We start from the raw sequence: 16,992 nt of genomic DNA on the forward strand, positions 1-16,992 counted from the left end.
TGCGTGCGGGGACCGGTCCGCGGCGCGGGCTCCGCAGAGTGCAGCACTCTTGTGCAGAACTATTGTGCACAACTAGTGTGGAGCGCATGACCGATCCTGCGCCGCCCACCGGCCTGCGGCTGGACGCGACGTCCCTCCGGGTCCTCGCGCACCCCCTGAGGTCGCGGCTGCTGTCCCGGCTCCGCGTCGACGGGCCGGCCACGGCCACCGAGCTCGCGGGCGTGCTGAGCACCAACACCGGCGCGACCAGCTACCACCTGCGCAAGCTGGAGTCGGTGGGGCTCGTCACCGACACGGGGGAGGGGGAGGGCAAGCGCCGGCTGTGGCGCGCCTCGACCGACTTCCACAGCTTCGACCCCTCGGACTACCGCGACGACGACGAGGCCGCGGCCGCGGTGGGCTGGCTGCAGCGCGACTACGTCCGCCAGATGGCGAGCCGGGCCGAGGGGTGGTTCGACGCGGCGGACCGCTGGCCGGACGCCTGGGTGGACGCCGCCGGGTACGGCGACACCCACCTCACGGTGACGGCCGCCCAGCTGCGGCAGGTCTCGGCCGAGCTCTTCGCGGTGCTGGAGCGCTGGCGCACGGCCGGCGCCGGCGACCCGGCGGCACGCCGGGTGCTCGTCTCGCTGGTCGCGCAGCCGGCCGACGTCACCGACCCGCCCCCTGCGGAGGTCGACCGGTGACGGCCCTGAGCGCGGCGGCGGCGCGGCGCCGGCTGCTGCTCCTGACGGCCACCCGGTGGCTGCCCGTGGGGCTCGTCTTCGGCCTCACCACCCTGCTGCCGCTCGAGCGCGGGCTGAGCCTCGCCCAGGTGTCGCTGGTCCTCGCCGTGCAGGGGTTCGTGGTGCTGGCCCTCGAGCTGCCGACCGGGGGGCTGGCCGACGCCGTGGGACGGCGACCGCTGCTCGTCGCCGCCGCGCTGGTCGCGGTGGTCAGCGGGGTGCTCTTCCTGCTGGCCACCGACGTCGCGACGTTCGCGGTGGCCATGCTGCTGCAGGGGGTCTTCCGCGCGCTCGACTCGGGTCCGCTCGAGGCCTGGTACGTCGACGCCGCCCAGGCCGACGACCCGCAGGTCGCCGTGGAGCGGACTCTCGGCCACGCCGGGGCCGTCCTCGGGATGGCGATCGCCGGCGGTGCGCTGGTCTCCGGCGGCCTGGTGGCCTGGCACCCGGTGACGGGCTCCAGCGCGCTGGTGCTGCCCTACCTGGTCGCCACCGCCCTGCTCGGCCTGCACGCCCTGCTGGTGCTGCTGCTCGTCGCGGAGCCGGGCCCGGGCGCACCGGCGGCCCGCTCCGAGGCCCGCCGTCGGGCGTGGGACGCGGCGCGCGGGACGCCCCGGGTCGTGCGCGACGGGCTCGTCGTGGTGACCCGCAACCCCGTCCTGCGCGGGCTGGTGCTCGTGGAGGTGTTCTGGAGCGTGGCGATGATCGCCTTCGAGACCCTGAACCCCGTCCGGCTGGCCGAGCTCGTCGGCGGCGAGCAGCGGGCGGGCGCGCTCTACGGCCCGGCGTCGGCGGCGGCCTGGGCGCTCTTCGCCGCGGGGTCGGCGGCCGCGGGGCTCGCCGCCACCCGGCTGGGGGTGGCCCGGACGGCGGTGCTGGTCCGGGTGCTGAACGGGGGGTTCGTCGTCGTCATGGGACTCGTCGCCGGCCCGGTCGGCCTGGTGGCGGCCTACTGGCTCGCCTACCTCACGCACGGGGCCGCGAACCCGGTGCACAGCACGTTGCTGCACCGGCAGGCGGAGCGGGCGCACCGGGTGACGGTGCTGTCGGTCAGCTCGATGGTGAGCGGCGGCGTCTACAGCCTGGGTCTGCTGGCCCTGGGCCCGCTGGCCCAGAGCACCTCGACGGCCACGGCCATGGTGGTGGCCGGGGCGGTCAGCGTCGTCGGGGCCCTCGGCTACGCACCCGCGCTGCGGGACGAGCGCGCCGGGCGCGCGACGTCACCGGTGCCGGAGGCCAGCCCGGCTCGCCGCTGAGCGGCCGGCGGGGCGGTCGGCGGGACGCGCCTCAGGAGCGCGCGTTGCGGGCCCAGACGAAGCAGAACAACCCGAACGCGGCGAAGCCCGCGGCGAGCACGGTGAGCAGCGACGAGCCCTGCGGCTGGGAGGCGACGGTGTGCAGGGCGGCGTCGAGCCCGCCGGCGCGGTCCGGGTCGGCGCTCAGGGCGGCCCAGCCGAACAGCCCGGCGACCACGGCCAGGGCGACGCCCTTGGCCACGTAGCCGGCCGTGCCCAGGACGCGCACCGCGCGCGTCCGGTCGCCCTCGAGGTCCTCGGTGAACTTCTGCCGCACTCCGCGGACCACCTGGCTGACGCCGACGGCGAGGATCGCGGCCGCCACCAGGACGACGAGCGCCCGGCCGAACGGTGCCTGCAGCAACCGGCCGGTGAGGGTGTCCTCCTGCCCGCCGGAGGAGCCGGCGCCGGCGACCAGCCGGGCGGCGCTCACCCCGATGAGCAGGTAGACCACGGCCCGGCCGGCAGAGGAGAGGCGCTTGCGGAGCCGGCGCCGCTCGTCGTGCTCCTGCGCCACCCGCCCGTAGCCGAAGGCGGCCTCCGCGGCCTGCCACAGCACCAGGGCCAGCATGCCGACGGCGACGACCCCGAGCAGCAGCGGCCCGGCCCCGGTCTTCGCCAGGGCGCGGAGGGCGCCCTCCTGGGAGGCGTCGCCGCCCCCGCCCCAGGCGACCCGCAGGGCGATCCAGGCGATCAGCAGGTGCACGACGCCGTAGCAGACCAGCCCCACCGCGACGAGGACCTGGTAACCGCGCGAGCCCCGCATCTGCTGGCTGGCGTCGCGTGCACCCTCGGCGGCCTGGCCCGCCACCCCCGCGTTGCTCATGGGCACATCATGCGGCCCGCCGGCGCACGGGGAGGCCGGTCGTCCGAACTCGTGACCCCGGGCACCCGATACTGGGGCGGTGCCCGTCGTCGAGTCCCGGCTGACCGTCCCGCTCGAACCCGAGCTGGCGTTCTGGGTGTCCCAGACCACCGCGCCGCTGCGCTACCGCTGGGACCCGTTCGTCCGCTCCCAGCACCTGCTCGACGGGGCGACCCGGCCGGCGCAGGGGGTCCGCACCGCGACGACCTCGCGGCACGGCCTGCGGATGGTCAGCCGCTACGTCTCGTTCGCCCCGCCGCGCAACGTCGGCATGACGATGGTCAGCGGTCCCTGGTTCTTCGCCCGCTTCGGCGGCGGGTGGCGGTTCACCCCCGGCGCGCAGCCCGGCACCACCGACGTCACGTGGCGCTACAACTTCGCCACCCGCCCCCGGCTCCTGGAGCCGCTGGCCGACCGCCTCGGGCGCTGGGTCCTGCAGCGCGACATCGACCGGCGGATCGCCGGCTACGCCCGCGGCTGCAGCGATCCCGTCGTGCTGACCGCGGCGCGGGAGGCGGCCGCGGCGGGCTAGGTTCTGCGGGTGTCCGGAACCTCCCAGCCCCTGCGGGCGCTCTGGCGGCACCACCGCCGCCACCGCCCCCGCGTCGTGGCCGCCGCCACGTTCACCACCCTGAACACGGCGGCCGACGTGGCCCCCGAGCTGCTGCTCGGGGTGGCGGTCGACGTCGTCGTCCGGGGCGCCGACTCCTTCGCCGCCTCGCTGTTCGGCATCGAGGGCCGGTTCGGCCAGCTGCTGGTCATCGCGCTGCTGAACATCGCCGTCTGGGTGGTCGAGTCGGCCACCGACTACGCCGCGGCGGTGCTGTGGCGGGGCCTGTCCCAGGCCGTCGAGCACGAGCTGCGGGTGGAGACCTACGCGAACGTGCAGGACCTCGACGTCTCCTGGCACGAGGGCTCGGCGCCCGGCCGGGTGCTGTCGATCATCAGCGACGACGTCAACCAGCTGGAGCGCTTCCTCGACGTCGGCGCCCGGGTCATCCTGCACACCTTCTGGACCGTGGTGTTCGTCGGCGCCGTGTTCGCCGCGTCGTCCTGGCAGCTCATGCTGCTGGCCTTCATCCCGGTGCCGGTCATCGTCTGGGGCTCGATCCGCTTCCAGAAGCTGCTGGAGCCGCTCTACCGCCGCGTCCGGGAGGCCGCCGGCGACGTCAGCGCGACGGTCTCGACCAACCTGGGCGGGCTCACCACCATCAAGGCCTTCACCGCCGAGCGGCGCGAGGTCGAGCGGGTGCGCGTGGTCTCCCAGGGCTACTGGGACGCCAACCGGGCGGCGATCCGCTCGTCGGCGGCCTTCGTGCCGCTGATCCGGATGGCCATCCTGGCCGGCTTCACCTCCACCCTGCTGCTGGGCGGCTGGTTCGTGATCCAGGGCCGGCTCGAGGTCGGCCTCTACACGGTGCTCGTCTTCATGACCCAGCGGCTGCTCTGGCCGCTCACCGACCTGGGCGAGACCCTCGACCTCTACCAGAGGGCCATGGCCTCCACGCGGCGGATCTTCTCCCTGCTGGAGGAGCGCGGCCACCAGGTCCCGGGCGACCTCCGGCTGGACGCCCCGGTGCGGGGCCGGCTGGAGCTGCGCGGCGTCCGGTTCGGCTACGCCGACGGTCCTGACGTGCTCCGCGGCCTCGACCTGGTCGTGCCGGCGGGGGAGACGCACGCGGTCGTGGGAGCCACCGGCGCGGGCAAGTCGAGCCTGCTGCGGCTCGTGCTGCGGTTCTCCGACCCGCGGGAGGGCCGGGTGCTCCTCGACGGCGTCGACGTCCGCGACCTCTCCTGGGACTCGCTGCGAGGGGCCATCGGGTACGTCAGCCAGGACGTCTTCCTCTTCCACGGCACCGTCCGCGACAACCTGGCCTACGGGCGGCCCGACGCGGGCGAGGACGCCATCCGGGAGGCGGCGCGGCTGGCCGAGGCGCACACCTTCATCGAGGGGCTGGCGGAGGGCTACGACACCGTGGTCGGCGAGCGCGGCCTGACCCTCTCCGGCGGCCAGCGGCAGCGGATCGCGCTGGCCCGCGCGATCCTGCGCGACCCGGCCCTGCTGGTGCTCGACGAGGCCACCTCGGCCGTGGACAACGAGACCGAGGCTGCCATCCAGCGCTCGCTCGCCACCGTGACGACCGACCGGACGGCCCTCGTCGTCGCCCACCGGCTCTCCACCGTCCGCGACGCCGACCGGATCTGGGTGCTGGCGGAGGGCCGGGTGGCCGAGTCGGGGACCCACGACGAGCTCGTCGACGGCGGCGGGCTCTACGCCGCGCTGTGGGCGGTCCAGACCGGCGAGGCGCTGCACCAGCCCCAGACCTGATCGCGGCCCGCCGCCGGCCAGGGCGCGGCGCTCAGGGCGTCGACCCCGCCGGTCCGTGGGCGTGGCCCTCGTGCGGGTGGTCCAGCCCGAACGCGGCGGCGGTCGCGGCGTCCATCACGTACAGCTCGACCGGGACCCCGCCCGGAGCCCTCAGGTTGAGGTGCAGACCGGCGCCGGAGTCGACGACCGCGCTGTGCGGGACGTCGTCGGCGACCAGCCGCTGCCGCCAGTCCTCCAGCGCGTCGGCGTCCGGGACCGCGAGGGCGACGTGGTCGAGGCCGGTCCGCCGTTCGTCGAACGGCCCCCGCACCGTGGCCTCGTGGTCGGTCACCGCGATCGCGACGCGGCTCGGCCAGTGGACGACGAACAGCAGGTGGGGGGTGTCCGTCGTCACCTCGAAGCCCATCGTCCCGGTCCAGAAGCGCCGGGCCGCCGGCAGGTCGGGCGCGGAGAGGGCGAGGTGCGACACGCCCAGCAGCGGTGGCGCCGGCGACGGGGTGGTCGCCCCGGGGGTGGTGCTCGTGGGGGTGGTCGTGCCCGTGGTCGTGGTCATGCCCGGAGGCTCCTCCGCCAGCGGCGGGCGCGCATCCGTGGAAGCACGGAGCGTGCCGGCCGACCCGTCACCCGCTCCGGTGTTTACGGCGTACGCGCTGCGGGTAGCCAACCGGTCGCGCGCGACCGATCGGGCGCGGCGGCCTCGCGTCGCCGCCCCGGATCCGGCTCCACCCCCGCGTCAACCCCCCGCGCGATCTCACCACCCAGGAGCACCCATGACCGCCCACGGAGCAAGCACCCTCGGCTCACAGCCGGGGCGCCCGGTCCCCGACCCCGCCGGACGCCAGGACGACCAGGACGGGGGAGCGCCGGCCCCGACGGCCCGGCGGCGGCTGCTCAACCAGACGTCGCCCTTCCGCATCGGCTTCGTGGGGGCGGTCGGGGTGATCCTGGCCTACGCCCTCGCCCAGGCCGTCGTCCAGGCCCGCTCGATCATCATCGTCGTGGTCGTCGCCTTCTTCATCGCGCTCGGGCTGAACCCGCTGGTGCGGGCCCTGACCCGGCGCGGGGTGAAGCGCGGGACCGCCGTGCTGCTGGTGCTGGTGGGCGTGGTGGTCGTCTTCGCGCTCGCCCTGCTCGCCGTGGTCCCCGTCTTCGTGGAGCAGATCGGCAACCTCGTCCGCTCGGGGCCCGGCCTGCTGCAGGACACGCTCCGCAACCCGCAGGTCAACGCGCTGAACGAGCGCTACCAGGTGGTCGACCGGGCCCGGGACGCGATCAGCTCCGGCGGGCTGGTGTCCTCGGCGTTCGGGAGCCTGCTCGGGGCCGGGGCCGCGGTGCTGAGCGCGGTGGTCTCGGGCTTCACGCTGCTGATCCTCAGCCTGTACTTCCTGGTCGCCCTCCCGGCGATCAAGAACGCGGTCGTCCGGCTCACCCCGGCCTCGCGCCGGGACCGGTCGAGCTACCTGTCCGAGCAGATCTTCCTGCGGATCAGCTCCTACATCTCCGGCACGTTCGTCGTCGCGCTGATCGCCGGCGTGCTGTCCTACGTCTTCTTGCTGGTCGTCGGGCTGTCGGAGTACGCGCTGGCGCTGGCGGTGCTGGTCGCGGTGCTCGACATCATCCCGCTGATCGGCGCGACGCTCGCGGCCGTCGTCGTCGTCATCATCGGGTTCAGCCAGTCGGTGACCATCGGCATCGCGGCGCTGATCTTCTACGCGCTCTACCAGCAGTTCGAGAACTACGTGGTGCAGCCGCGGGTGTTCAAGAAGGCGGTGGACGTGCCGGGCGCCCTCGTCGTCATCGCCGCGCTCGTGGGCGGCAGCCTGCTGGGGATCGTCGGCGCGCTGCTGTCCGTCCCCGTCGCCGCGGTGGGCCTGCTCATCCTCCGTGAGGTGGCCCAGCCCCGCCTCGACGCCAGCTGAGGACCTCGACGAAGGAGCCGCTGATGCGCATCACCAGGAACGAGCTGGTGGCCCTGCTGAGGGTCGCCGGCCGTCACGACGAGATCGGCCGCGCCCAGCAGCGGCTGCCCGACCGGGTCGACAGCGAGCGGCACGGCGGCCTGCTGGACGAGCTCGGCCTCGACCTGCACGAGCTGCTCCGGCCGACGGGTGGCCCCAACCTGAGCGACCGGCTCGGTGGGCCCCTGGCGCCGGAGTCGTCGGGCTGACGCGCCTCACCCCTGACGGCCCTCGCCCCCCGGGGCGACCCGTCCTCAGCCCAGGTCGAGCCGGGGCCGCAGCCCGCTGCCCGGGACGAGGCCGTAGCGCTCCATCCCCTGCCGCAGGTGCTCGGCGGCGTCGACGTTGAGCGGGCCGCTCGTCCACATCGCGTAGGGCAGGTCGAGGTAGCGCTCCTCGCGCACGGCCGCCAGGTCGCGGCTGGCGGGGTGCTCCGCGAGGACCTGCTGCTTCTGGGCGAGCGTCTGACCGGGGTAGTCGACGAAGACGATGAGGTCGGGGTCGGCCTTCGCCACCCGCTCCCAGCTGACCTCGGTCCAGGTGTCCTTCAGGTCGGCGAGGGCGTTGCGCCCGCCGGCGGCGTCGATGATGGCCTGCGGGCCGCCGAAGGCGCCGGAGGAGAAGACGGCGTCCGTCCCGCTGTCGAACACGAACACCACGGGCGCCCGCTCCGGCCGCGGGGCCGCGGCCAGGGCGGCCAGCCGGGCGTCGGTGTCCGCCACGACGGCCGCCGCGGTGTCGACGTGCCCGGTGATCGCGCCGAGGTTGGTCAGGTCGGTGCGGACCGCGTCCCAGGGGTCCATCGTGCCGCGGGCGCCGTCGGCGCGCCGGCAGCTCTCGCTCAGCACGTAGGCGCCGATCCCGCGGTCGCCGAGGGTCTGCGGCGTCACGTCGGTCGACTCGCTGAACCCGTAGTTCCAGCCCGCGACGACGACGTCGGGCCGCGCGGCCACGACGGTCTCCATCGTCGGGCTCTCCGGCGCCACCTGGCGCAGCCCGCCGACCACGTCGCCGTACGCCCGGGTCAGCACGTCGGTGTCGTCCTGGAGGCTGGTGACGGCCGCGATCTGGTCGCCGGCGCCCACGGCCAGGCTGAGGGCGACGAGGTTGCCGTCGTTGACGAACAGCCGCTGCGCGGGGGAGGGGAAGCTCTGCGGCTTCCCGCAGTTCGTGACCGTGACCGTCCCCGGGCTGCTCGGCGACCCGGACGACGCGGGCGGCGCGGTCGCGCTGCAGCCGAGCAGGGCGAGGGCGAGACCGGTGGCGGCCAGGGCGGCCAGGCGGGGGTGGTGGGGGCTCATCGGGACTTCTTCCGGTCGGCGGGGGAGAGGTGGGGTGGGCGGAGCACCAGGTGCTCCTGACCGGTGGCCGGGTCGCGCAGCAGGGCGGGGACGACGCCGAAGGCGGTCCGGACGACCTCCGGCACGAGCACCTCGGCGGCCCGGCCGGTGGCCAGGGCCCGGCCGTCGTGCAGCACGACGGCCTGGTCGAAGCCGTTGCGGGCCAGGTCGAGGTCGTGCAGGGAGGCGATGACGGTGCGGCCGCTGCCGCGCAGCACCCCGACCAGCTCCTGCTGGTGGGCGACGTCGAGGTGGTTGGTCGGTTCGTCGAGGACGACCAGGCCGGTCCGCTGGGCGAGCCCGCGGGCCAGCATCACCCGGCGGCGCTCGCCCCCGGAGAGGTGGTCGCAGCGTCGGTCGGCGAGGTGCTGCAGCCCCACCTGCGCCAGCGCGGCGGCGACGGTCTCCCGCTCGCCCGAGCCCGGCCCGGCCCAGGGGCGCTGGTGGGGCACCAGCCCGAGCGCGACGGCCTGCCAGACCAGCAGCTCCTCGGCCGGCGCGTCCTCCTGCCCGACCCACGCGAGCAGCCGGGCCCGGGCCCGGCCGGGCAGCGCGTGCAGGTCGGCGCCGTCGACGGCCACCCGCCCCGCCAGCGGCCGGCTCAGCCCGGCGAGCGCGCGCAGCAGCGTGGACTTGCCGCTGCCGTTCTCGCCGACGACGGCGACGAGGCTGCCGGGTTCGACGGCCAGGCTGACGCCGGCCACGACGAGGTGGCCGTCGACCCCGGCGTCGAGGCCCGTCGCGGTCAGCGCGACCCCGGGCGGGCTCGTCGGGCTCGCCGGGCTCACCGGGCACTCCCGAAGCGGTACTCGGCCCGACCCATCAGCAGCAGGAAGACGGGGGCGCCGACCACGCCGGTCACCACCCCGATGGGGATCTCCAGCGGCCGGAAGAGCATCCGGGCCAGCACGTCGACCCACACCAGGAACAGGGCCCCGCCGAGCGCAGCGACCACCACCAGCGCGCGGTGCCGGGCGCCGACCACCCGCCGGGCCAGGTGCGGGAGGACGAGGCCCACGAAGCCGATGCCGCCGGACACCGCGACCAGCACCCCGACCAGCACGGCCAGCCCGCCGAACAGCGCCCGCCGCAGGCCCCCGACGGGCACGCCGAGGGAGGCGGCCGTGTCGGGCCCGGCGGCCAGCGCGTCCATCCAGCCGCTGCTGGCCAGCAGGAGGGCCGTGGCCAGCAGGACCACGGCCGCGGGGAGCCCGACCTTGGCCCACGTGGCCCCGGTCAGGTTGCCGAGCAGCCAGAACAGCACCGACTGGGCGGCCCGGCTGTCCTGCGCGGCGAAGACGAGGAACGACGCGACGGCGCTGAAGGCCGACGACAGCACGACGCCGGACAGCACGAGCCGCAGCGGGGTCAGACCGCCCTGGGCGCTGGCCACCAGGTAGACCACGACCGAGGCGGCGAGCGCGCCCAGCAGGGCGCCGCCGGAGAGCGCCCACACGCCCCAGGCACCCAGCAGCCCGGTGGTGATGACGGCGGTGGCGCCGACGCCGGCGCCGGAGGAGACCCCGAGCAGGTAGGGGTCGGCCAGCGGGTTGCGGACGAGGGTCTGCATGGCCAGTCCGGCCAGCGTGAGGCCCGCCCCGACGACGGCGGCCAGCACGGCCCGGGGGGCCCGCAGCTCCCAGACGATGACGTCGGCGGTCGGGTCGGCCCCGCGCCCGCCGGTGAGGCGCTGGCCGACGACGTCGACGACGGCCGGCAGCGGCACGGTCTCGGTGCCCAGGGCGAGCGAGCCGACGAGGCTGAGCACCAGGGCGGCGGCGAGGACGACGGCGGTGGGTCCGGGACGGCGCTGACGGGCGTCGCGCAGGTGGGTCACCGGGCGGTCGGCGGGGCGGGCGTTGCAGGACGGGACGCGGACACGGAGGTCTCGATTCAGGCAGGAACCCGGTCGCGGGGTTCTGGGCGGGCACGACCGAGCCGGCAGGTCTTCGGACTCGGGGTCGACCGGAGGTGGCACCTTCCCAGGACCTGTGCAGCCCCAGTGGTCTCACGCCACCGCCGTCACCCTCACCGCTGCGCGCCAGTCCCGGAGTTCCACCGGGTTCCCTGTCATCCTCGCGGATGCACGACCGACTCGTCCGCCGAACCTAGCAGGCCCCTGCCGCCGGATGGCGGAGCAGCCTGCGCCGACGAGGCGGCACGAGCTCCCAGGAGCGCGTCCCGCGCTCAGCGGGTGGTGACGGTCGCCGGCTCGGGCACCGGGACCGACGTCCGGTGGGAGCGCCCGCTCAGCACGCCGGCGGCGGCGACCACCACCAGGCCGGCCAGCGGTACGACGAGCAGCCCGACCCGCAGCGAGGCCGCGTCCGCCACCGCCCCGACGACGGGCGGGGAGAGCAGGAAGCCGAGCCGCAGCAGCCAGCTCACGACGGTGAGCCCCGTGCCCGGCGCCAGCCCGGGCAGCGCGTCGGCCCCGTGCATCGCGGCCGGGATCAGGGTGGCGATGCCGAGCCCGGCGAGCCCGAACCCGACGACCGTACCGGGCACCGTCGGGACGAGGAGGGCCGCTCCCATCCCCACCAGGGCGACCAGCCCACCCGTCCGTGCCACCGCCCGTTGCCCGAACCGGTCCACGAGCGGGTCGCCCAGGAAGCGGCCGAGGCACTGCATCCCCTGCAGGGCGATGAAGCCCGTGCCGGCGACGAACGCCGAGGTCCCGAGCGCGTCGGTCAGGTAGATCGCCGACCAGGAGCTGCCGGAGTCCTCGATGACGCCGCCCGCGCCCCCGACCAGGACGAGGGCCGCCAGCACGCCGTAGAGCCGGAGCCGGCCGGAGGTCGGGCGCCGGCCCGGCGCGGGGGCGACGGGCGGGGGCGCCGGCTCGACGGGCTCGTCGTCGTGCAGCAGCCAGCGGAACGCCAACGCCGCCACGGTGCCGAAGACCAGGGCGGAGGCCCCCAGATGCAGCCCGCGGGGGAGCGCCGCCTCCGCCGCCAGTGCGCCGAGGGCACCGCCCACCACGGCGCCGACGCTCCAGATGGCGTGCAGCGAGTTGAGGATGGAGCGGCCGTACCGCCTCTGCACCCGCAGGCCCTGGGAGTTCTGGGCCACGTCGGCCAGCGCGTCCATCGCGCCGGCGAGGAGCAGCCCGGCGGCCAGCAGGATGCCGACGGGGGCGACGCCCGCCGCCAGCTGGCCCAGGGCGGCCACGACGGTCGCGCCGACCGCCAGCCGGTCGGAGCCGAGCCGCCGGATCAGCGCGCCGGCGGCGAGCCCGGCGACCATCCCCCCGATCGGGAACCCGGCCACCGCCAGGCCGAACTGCGCGTTGCTCAGCGCGAGCTCGGCCTTGATCTCGGGATAGCGCGGCACCAGGTTCGCGAAGAGCGCGCCGTTGGTGAGGAAGAGGGCGCCGGTGGCGGCGCGGGCCCGTCGGGCTCGAGGAGCCGGCCGCGGGTTCGTCACCGGCGACAGCCTAGGGAGAACGGCGCGCTGGATCGAATCAGAGTCGCCCGGCCGCTGGACGTCGCCCGGTCCGGTGCGCCAGGGTGAGGCATGACGACCCACGACCGCCGGACGCGGACGGTCCTGCCGGCGCTCGCGGCCCACGCGGTGCTGACGGCGCTGGTCTGGCGCGACATCGCCCGCCGTGACCGGGCCGACCTGCGCGGCAGCCCGACCCTGTGGCGGGTGCTGACCGCACTGAACACCGGCAACCACCTCGTCTACCTGCTGGTCGGCCGCCGCCGGAGCTGACGCGCAACTGATGGTTGCGTATTTTCTGACGTCGTCCTAGGCTTTTCTGCAACCACTAGTTGCAGGAGGTCGGCATGGAGCTGGGCAGCATCGAGCGCGAGATCTACGTCGAGGCGTCGCCGGAGGTCGTCTTCGGGGTGGTGAGCAGCCCCGAGCACCTCCGGGCCTGGTGGCCGGACGACGCCCGCTACGCGCCGGTGCCCGGCGCGGTGGGGGAGATCGTCTTCGGCGAGGAGCAGACCGGCGGGACGGTCGTCGCGTTCACCGTCGTCGAGGTCGAGCCGCCGCGGCGGTTCGCGTTCCGCTGGACGCACCCGGCGGGCGAACCGGCCCGCGAGGGCAACTCGCTCCTGGTCACCTTCGACCTGGTGCCGTCCGGGGTGGGGACCCTGCTCACGATGACCGAGACCGGTTTCCGCGCCCTGGGCTGGGAGGCGGCCGTCCTCGAGCAGCAGTACCGCGAGCACGTCACCGGCTGGGACTTCTACCTGCCCCGGCTGGCGCCCTACGTGGCGACCCTCGGGGTGCCCGCGTGAGCGCGGTCGTCGAAGAGGTCGACGACGACCTGTGGTCCGCCATCGGCGACCCGACCCGGCGCCGGCTGCTCGACCTGCTGCTGGTCGAGGGTGGCGGGACGGCGACCTCGCTCGGCCACCAGCTGCCCGTCACCCGCCAGGCCGTGGCCAAGCACCTCGGCGTGCTGGACCGCGTCGGCCTGGTGCGGGCCACGCCGGCCGGGCGGGAGAAGCGGTACCGGGTGGACGACGCCCAGCTGACCCGGGCCGTGGCCCAGCTGTCCTCGGTCGGGTCGGCGTGGGACGCCCGGTTGCAGCGGATCAAGCGGATCGCCGAGACGATCCGGCGCCAGCAGGACTGACGAGGCAGAGGGAGGGACGCGGGATGGTGGAGATCTGCCCAGGATCGCGGTCCGCTCCGGCCTATCTGACATAATGTCGCTTATCGGACTGGCACCGGGGGGTGTCGGGAGGGCCGGTGAGGTCAGCTCACCCGACGTCCGCTCAGCCGTGTCAGGCCGTACAGCGCGACGCCGACGGCGAGCAGCCCGAGGCCGTACAGCCAGACCGTGCCCTCCTGGCGCGTCAGCAGCAGGACGCACGACGCCACGCCGAGCACCGGGACGACGGCCGGCACCCGGAAGTGCGCGTGCTCGACGCGGTCGCGGCGCAGCACCAGGACGGCGACGTTGGTGCTGATGAAGACGAACAGCAGGAGCAGCACGACGGTGCTGGCGAGCACCGACAGGTCGCCGACCAGCGTCAGCAGCATGGCCAGCACCGTGGTGGCCACGATCGCGACCGCCGGCGTCCGGCGGCCCGGCAGGACGCGGGCGAGGACGCCGGGCAGCAGCCCCTGCTCGGCCATCCCGTAGGTCACCCGGCTGGCCATGATCATGGTGAGCAGCGCGCCGTTGGCCACGGCGACCAGGGCGATCAGGCTGAACACCCAGGCCGGGATGCCGACGCCGGTGGCCTGGACGACGGCCAGCAGCGGGCCGCTCGAGGCGGACAGCTCGGCCGCCGGCAGGGCGATCGAGCTGGCCAGGCCGACGAGCACGTAGACGACGCCCGCGGTGACCAGGGCGCCGAACAGCGCCCGCGGGTAGGCGCGGCTGGGGTCGCGGACCTCCTCCGCGACGTTGGCGGAGGTCTCGAAGCCGACGAAGGAGTAGTAGGCGATCACCGCGGCCCCCAGGGTCGCCGCGGCCGGGCTGACGCCGGCCGGGAACTCGGTGACCCGGCCGACGTCGCCGCCGCCGCGGCCCAGCAGCACCGCCACCGTCACGATGACGATCAGCAGCCCGCTGACCTCGACCACGGTCATCACGAGGTTGGTCCGCAGCGACTCGGCGATCCCGCGCGCGTTGAGCAGCGCGACCAGGCCGAGGAACACGACGGCGGCCGGCACGGCGGGCACGTCGAGGAAGGTCCCGAGGTAGTCCCCCGCGAACGCCAGGGCCAGGCCGGCGGCGCTGGTGACCCCGGCCGCCAGCATGGCGAAGCCGACCAGGAACGCGACCAGCGGGTTCCGGAAGGCGCGCTCGGCGAAGATCGCGGCTCCCCCGGCCCGCGGGTACTTCGTCACCAGCTCCGCGTAGGAGCCGGCGGTCAGCAGCGCGAGCAGCAGGGCCACCGCCAGCGGCAGCCACAGCGCGCCGCCGACCTCCTGGGACAGCACGCCCATCAGCGCGTAGATGCCGGCGCCGAGCACGTCGCCGAGGATGAAGACGAAGAGCAGGGGTCCGGTGATGCTCTGCCGGAGCTTCGACTCCCCCGTCGTCGTGCCGGGCTGGAGCTGGGTCGCCATGGGGTGCCTGTCGCTGGAGGGATCAGCCCACGCCGTCAACAGCGCGGGCTCCACCCCCGGTACCCGGGGACGCGGCGCCCAACCCTGCGGACCCCGCTCAGCGGCCCCGGCCGCGCTGATCCTGACCCGGCCCCTGCTGACTAGGGACCTGGGCGCCGGGGGCCTGCTGGCCCCACCGGTTCCCGAACCCCGAGCCGGCGCCCGGCCGGGTGGTGCCGCCGCCGTCGACGAGGGCGGCGGGCGGGGCGTCGAAGGCGGTCGCCGGGACGTCCCCGAGGTAGGCCTCCATCGCGGGCTTCCAGATCCGCACGCCCGCGTCCCCGCTGCCGGAGCCCTCCAGCCGGTCCCCGGTCGAGGGCACCACGTAGTCCTTCAGCCCCGAGCGGCGCGAGCCCGCCTCGCCGGCGACGAACGGCGCGCGCGCGTTGTCGACAGAGATCATGGCCGCGCCGGCCGCCTCGGGCGTGTAGCCGACGAACCAGGTGGCGGCGTTGCTGTCGATGGTGCCGGTCTTGCCCGCCTGGGGCCGGCCGTCGCTGGTCGCCACCCGGGCGCCGGTGCCCTGGGTCATCACCCCGGCCAGGAGCGAGTTCATCGCGTCGGCGACGCCCTCGCTCAGCACCCGGGTGCAGTTCCCGTCCGGCACGGCCAAGGGGGCGCCCGCGGCGTCGGTCACCGAGTCGAGCACGACCGGGTCGCAGTGGACGCCGCCGGAGGCGAAGGTGGCGTAGGCCGTGGCCATCGAGAGCGGGTCGACCTCGACGGTGCCCAGGGTGAACGACGGCTTGTCGTCGTAGGAGCTGACCGGGGCACCGGGCGTGCTGCTCTGCACGCCGAGCTTCTCGGCCATCCGCGTCACGTCGCACAGCCCGACGTCGAGGGCCAGCTGCACGAAGTAGGTGTTGACGGAGCGCTGCGCCGCGAGCCGCATGTCCATCACCCCGTTGGTGCCGGTGGAGTTGCTGACCTCCCACTCCCCGCCGACCCGGCGGGTGCCCTCGCAGCTCGCGAAGCTGGCTCCCGAGAAGTCGATGGTGCGCCGGGCGTCGTACCGCGTGGACAACGGCAGCCCGTCCTCCAGCGCGGCGGCGGCGGTGAAGGCCTTGAAGGTGGAGCCGGCCTGGAAGCCCTGGGCCCCGCCCAGCGACGGCGGCACCGAGTAGTTCCAGTAGGTCTCCCCCGCGTCGGCGTCCGCGCCCATCACCGGCCGGCTCTGCGCCATGGCCAGCACCCGCCCGGTGCCGGGCTCCACCATGTCCATCACCGAGATCAGCGGGTCGGTCGGGCCGACCACGGCGCTGACGGCCTCCTGGGTGGTCCTCTGCGTCGCCGGGTCGAGGGCGGTGCGGATGGTCAGACCACCCCGGAGCACCGCCTGCTCGCGCTCGTCGGGCGTGGCCCCCAGGCTGGGGGTCTGCAGCAGGGTCTTGAGGACGTAGTCGCAGAGGAAGGGGAACGCGCTGGTGGTGCAGCCGCTGGGGGTGGTCACGACGTCGTCCTCGTCGAAGCCGGTCTTCTCGGCCTTCGCCACCTGCGCCTGGCTGACCGTGCCCAGCTCGGCCATCCGGGCGAGCACGACGTCACGGCGCTGCAGGCCGGCGGCCTCGTTCTCCACCGGGTTGTAGGCCGTCGGGTTCTGCACCAGGCCGGCGAGCAGCGCCGCCTGGGCCAGCGTCAGCTCCGCGGCGGTGGTGCCGAAGTAGTGCTCGGCCGCGGCCTCCACGCCGTACGCGCCGTCGCCGTAGTAGGCGATGTTGAGGTAGCGCTCGAGGATCTCGTCCTTGCTGAGGTTCTGCTCCACCGAGATGGCGTAGCGGAGCTCCTTGATCTTGCGGCTGTAGGTGCCGGCCCGGGCGTCCTCGACGGCCTGCGCGTCGCCCGCCTTCGCCGCCTCCTCGACCTGGACCATCTTCACGTACTGCTGGGTGATGCTCGAGCCGCCCTGCGTCACGTCGTCGGCGGCCTGGTTGCGCAGGAACGCGCGCAGCGTGCCGATCGGGTCGATGGGGCCGTGCTCGTAGAACCGGTGGTCCTCGATCGAGATGATCGCCTCGCGCATCACCGGCGCGATCTGGTCGAGCCCGACGTAGACCCGGTTCTCGGCGTAGAAGGTGGCCAGCACGTCGCCGTCGGCGTCCAGCACCCGGCTGCGCTGGGACTGGGCCGGGGCGTCGAACGCCACCGGCAGGGTCGCCAGCTCGTCCGACGCGGCCGAGGTCGCCCAGGTCGCCGCAGCGACGGCGGGCAGCACCAGACCGGCCGCCAGCAGCCCGGCGACGGCGCTCACCGCGACGAAGACGAGGGCCGCGGTGGTCCGGCGGCGGGGTCGCGAGGAGGAGGCGGGCACCCTCCGAGGGTAGGAGCGGCCAGGCCGGGAACCCAGGCCCTGCGGGGCTTCTCACACCGGGAACGAACGGCGCTGACCAGGCGTTGGAGCG

17 protein-coding genes and 1 riboswitch are annotated in these 16,992 nt (G+C 75.0%); of the genes, 9 read left to right on the plus strand and 8 right to left on the minus strand.

Annotated elements, in window-relative coordinates; genetic code table 11:
- The first annotated feature begins 86 nt into the window (after window positions 1-86).
- Entirely contained in the window at window positions 87-686 is a 600-nt protein-coding gene (locus BLT72_RS10475; RefSeq protein ID WP_091412720.1) for an ArsR/SmtB family transcription factor, read from the plus strand.
- Window positions 683-1,981 carry an MFS transporter gene (locus tag BLT72_RS10480; protein ID WP_091412722.1) on the plus strand — a complete coding sequence of 433 codons (1,299 nt, stop codon included), beginning with the start codon at window positions 683-685 and terminating at the stop codon, window positions 1,979-1,981. Before BLT72_RS10475 ends, BLT72_RS10480 begins: the two co-directional genes overlap by 4 nt.
- A gap of 31 nt (window positions 1,982-2,012) precedes the next feature.
- Here BLT72_RS10480 and BLT72_RS10485 read toward each other — a convergent pair whose 3' ends face one another.
- A complete protein-coding gene (locus tag BLT72_RS10485) occupies window positions 2,013-2,846 on the minus strand; it encodes a DUF1206 domain-containing protein (RefSeq protein ID WP_091412724.1) in 834 nt (277 codons plus the stop codon).
- 79 nt (window positions 2,847-2,925) lie between these two features.
- Between BLT72_RS10485 and BLT72_RS10490 the strand changes: the two genes are divergently transcribed.
- Window positions 2,926-3,417 carry an SRPBCC family protein gene (locus BLT72_RS10490; RefSeq protein WP_091412725.1) on the plus strand — a complete coding sequence of 164 codons (492 nt, stop codon included), beginning with the start codon at window positions 2,926-2,928 and terminating at the stop codon, window positions 3,415-3,417.
- A gap of 9 nt (window positions 3,418-3,426) precedes the next feature.
- Window positions 3,427-5,214, plus strand: coding sequence for an ABC transporter ATP-binding protein (locus tag BLT72_RS10495; RefSeq protein WP_231930487.1), 1,788 nt, complete (start codon window positions 3,427-3,429; stop codon window positions 5,212-5,214).
- A 31-nt stretch (window positions 5,215-5,245) separates the two neighbouring features.
- On the opposite strand, the gene BLT72_RS10500 is transcribed toward BLT72_RS10495, so the two are convergent.
- Window positions 5,246-5,767: a VOC family protein gene (locus tag BLT72_RS10500; RefSeq protein ID WP_091412729.1), complete on the minus strand. Its 522-nt coding sequence runs from the start codon at window positions 5,765-5,767 to the stop codon at window positions 5,246-5,248.
- Between the two features lie 217 nt (window positions 5,768-5,984).
- Here BLT72_RS10500 and BLT72_RS10505 point away from each other — a divergent pair, with 217 nt between their 5' ends.
- On the plus strand, window positions 5,985-7,133 hold the full coding sequence (locus tag BLT72_RS10505; RefSeq protein WP_157720418.1) for an AI-2E family transporter: 1,149 nt from the start codon (window positions 5,985-5,987) through the stop codon (window positions 7,131-7,133).
- 23 nt (window positions 7,134-7,156) lie between these two features.
- Window positions 7,157-7,381, plus strand: coding sequence for a hypothetical protein (locus BLT72_RS10510; protein WP_091412734.1), 225 nt, complete (start codon window positions 7,157-7,159; stop codon window positions 7,379-7,381).
- A gap of 45 nt (window positions 7,382-7,426) precedes the next feature.
- Here the strand turns inward: BLT72_RS10510 and BLT72_RS10515 are convergent, their stop codons facing one another.
- The 4 genes from BLT72_RS10515 to BLT72_RS10530 form a co-directional block, all read right to left on the minus strand.
- Entirely contained in the window at window positions 7,427-8,473 is a 1,047-nt protein-coding gene (locus tag BLT72_RS10515; RefSeq protein ID WP_091412735.1) for an ABC transporter substrate-binding protein, read from the minus strand.
- Window positions 8,470-9,300: an ABC transporter ATP-binding protein gene (locus BLT72_RS10520; protein WP_091412737.1), complete on the minus strand. Its 831-nt coding sequence runs from the start codon at window positions 9,298-9,300 to the stop codon at window positions 8,470-8,472. The genes BLT72_RS10515 and BLT72_RS10520 overlap by 4 nt, the downstream gene beginning before the upstream one ends.
- Window positions 9,297-10,349 (minus strand): FecCD family ABC transporter permease, encoded by a 1,053-nt coding sequence (locus BLT72_RS10525; protein ID WP_425349228.1) that lies wholly within the window; start codon window positions 10,347-10,349, stop codon window positions 9,297-9,299. Before BLT72_RS10525 ends, BLT72_RS10520 begins: the two co-directional genes overlap by 4 nt.
- Before the next feature lie 86 nt (window positions 10,350-10,435).
- A riboswitch (cobalamin riboswitch) is annotated at window positions 10,436-10,622 on the minus strand.
- A gap of 77 nt (window positions 10,623-10,699) precedes the next feature.
- Window positions 10,700-11,938, minus strand: a complete 1,239-nt coding sequence (locus tag BLT72_RS10530) for an MFS transporter (RefSeq protein ID WP_197677269.1) — start codon at window positions 11,936-11,938, stop codon at window positions 10,700-10,702.
- Window positions 11,939-12,028: 90 nt separating this feature from the next.
- Here BLT72_RS10530 and BLT72_RS22210 point away from each other — a divergent pair, with 90 nt between their 5' ends.
- The 3 genes from BLT72_RS22210 to BLT72_RS10540 all read left to right on the plus strand — a co-directional run bounded on the left by BLT72_RS22210 (window position 12,029) and on the right by BLT72_RS10540 (window position 13,106).
- Complete coding sequence (locus BLT72_RS22210) at window positions 12,029-12,229, plus strand: hypothetical protein (RefSeq protein WP_157720419.1); 201 nt, start codon at window positions 12,029-12,031, stop codon at window positions 12,227-12,229.
- A 74-nt stretch (window positions 12,230-12,303) separates the two neighbouring features.
- Entirely contained in the window at window positions 12,304-12,765 is a 462-nt protein-coding gene (locus BLT72_RS10535) for an SRPBCC family protein (protein WP_091412738.1), read from the plus strand.
- On the plus strand, window positions 12,762-13,106 hold the full coding sequence (locus BLT72_RS10540; RefSeq protein ID WP_091412740.1) for an ArsR/SmtB family transcription factor: 345 nt from the start codon (window positions 12,762-12,764) through the stop codon (window positions 13,104-13,106). Before BLT72_RS10535 ends, BLT72_RS10540 begins: the two co-directional genes overlap by 4 nt.
- Window positions 13,107-13,228: 122 nt before the next feature.
- On the opposite strand, the gene BLT72_RS10545 is transcribed toward BLT72_RS10540, so the two are convergent.
- Window positions 13,229-14,554, minus strand: a complete 1,326-nt coding sequence (locus tag BLT72_RS10545) for an APC family permease (protein WP_091412742.1) — start codon at window positions 14,552-14,554, stop codon at window positions 13,229-13,231.
- 97 nt (window positions 14,555-14,651) lie between these two features.
- Window positions 14,652-16,901, minus strand: a complete 2,250-nt coding sequence (locus BLT72_RS10550) for a transglycosylase domain-containing protein (protein WP_231930488.1) — start codon at window positions 16,899-16,901, stop codon at window positions 14,652-14,654.
- Window positions 16,902-16,992: the final 91 nt, after the last annotated feature.

Source organism: Friedmanniella luteola, from assembly GCF_900105065.1.
GTDB lineage: Bacteria > Actinomycetota > Actinomycetes > Propionibacteriales > Propionibacteriaceae > Microlunatus > Microlunatus luteolus.

Excerpts from the sequence above, each read along its gene's own strand:
- BLT72_RS10475 (WP_091412720.1), top strand. The coding sequence starts at position 87 with ATGACCGATCCTGCGCCGCCCACCGGCCTGCGGCTGGACGCGACGTCC.
- BLT72_RS10485 (WP_091412724.1), bottom strand. The coding sequence starts at position 2,846 with ATGAGCAACGCGGGGGTGGCGGGCCAGGCCGCCGAGGGTGCACGCGAC.
- BLT72_RS10500 (WP_091412729.1), bottom strand. The coding sequence starts at position 5,767 with ATGACCACGACCACGGGCACGACCACCCCCACGAGCACCACCCCCGGG.
- BLT72_RS10505 (WP_157720418.1), top strand. The coding sequence starts at position 5,985 with ATGACCGCCCACGGAGCAAGCACCCTCGGCTCACAGCCGGGGCGCCCG.
- BLT72_RS10510 (WP_091412734.1), top strand. The coding sequence starts at position 7,157 with ATGCGCATCACCAGGAACGAGCTGGTGGCCCTGCTGAGGGTCGCCGGC.
- BLT72_RS10515 (WP_091412735.1), bottom strand. The coding sequence starts at position 8,473 with ATGAGCCCCCACCACCCCCGCCTGGCCGCCCTGGCCGCCACCGGTCTC.
- BLT72_RS22210 (WP_157720419.1), top strand. The coding sequence starts at position 12,029 with ATGACGACCCACGACCGCCGGACGCGGACGGTCCTGCCGGCGCTCGCG.
- BLT72_RS10535 (WP_091412738.1), top strand. The coding sequence starts at position 12,304 with ATGGAGCTGGGCAGCATCGAGCGCGAGATCTACGTCGAGGCGTCGCCG.
- BLT72_RS10545 (WP_091412742.1), bottom strand. The coding sequence starts at position 14,554 with ATGGCGACCCAGCTCCAGCCCGGCACGACGACGGGGGAGTCGAAGCTC.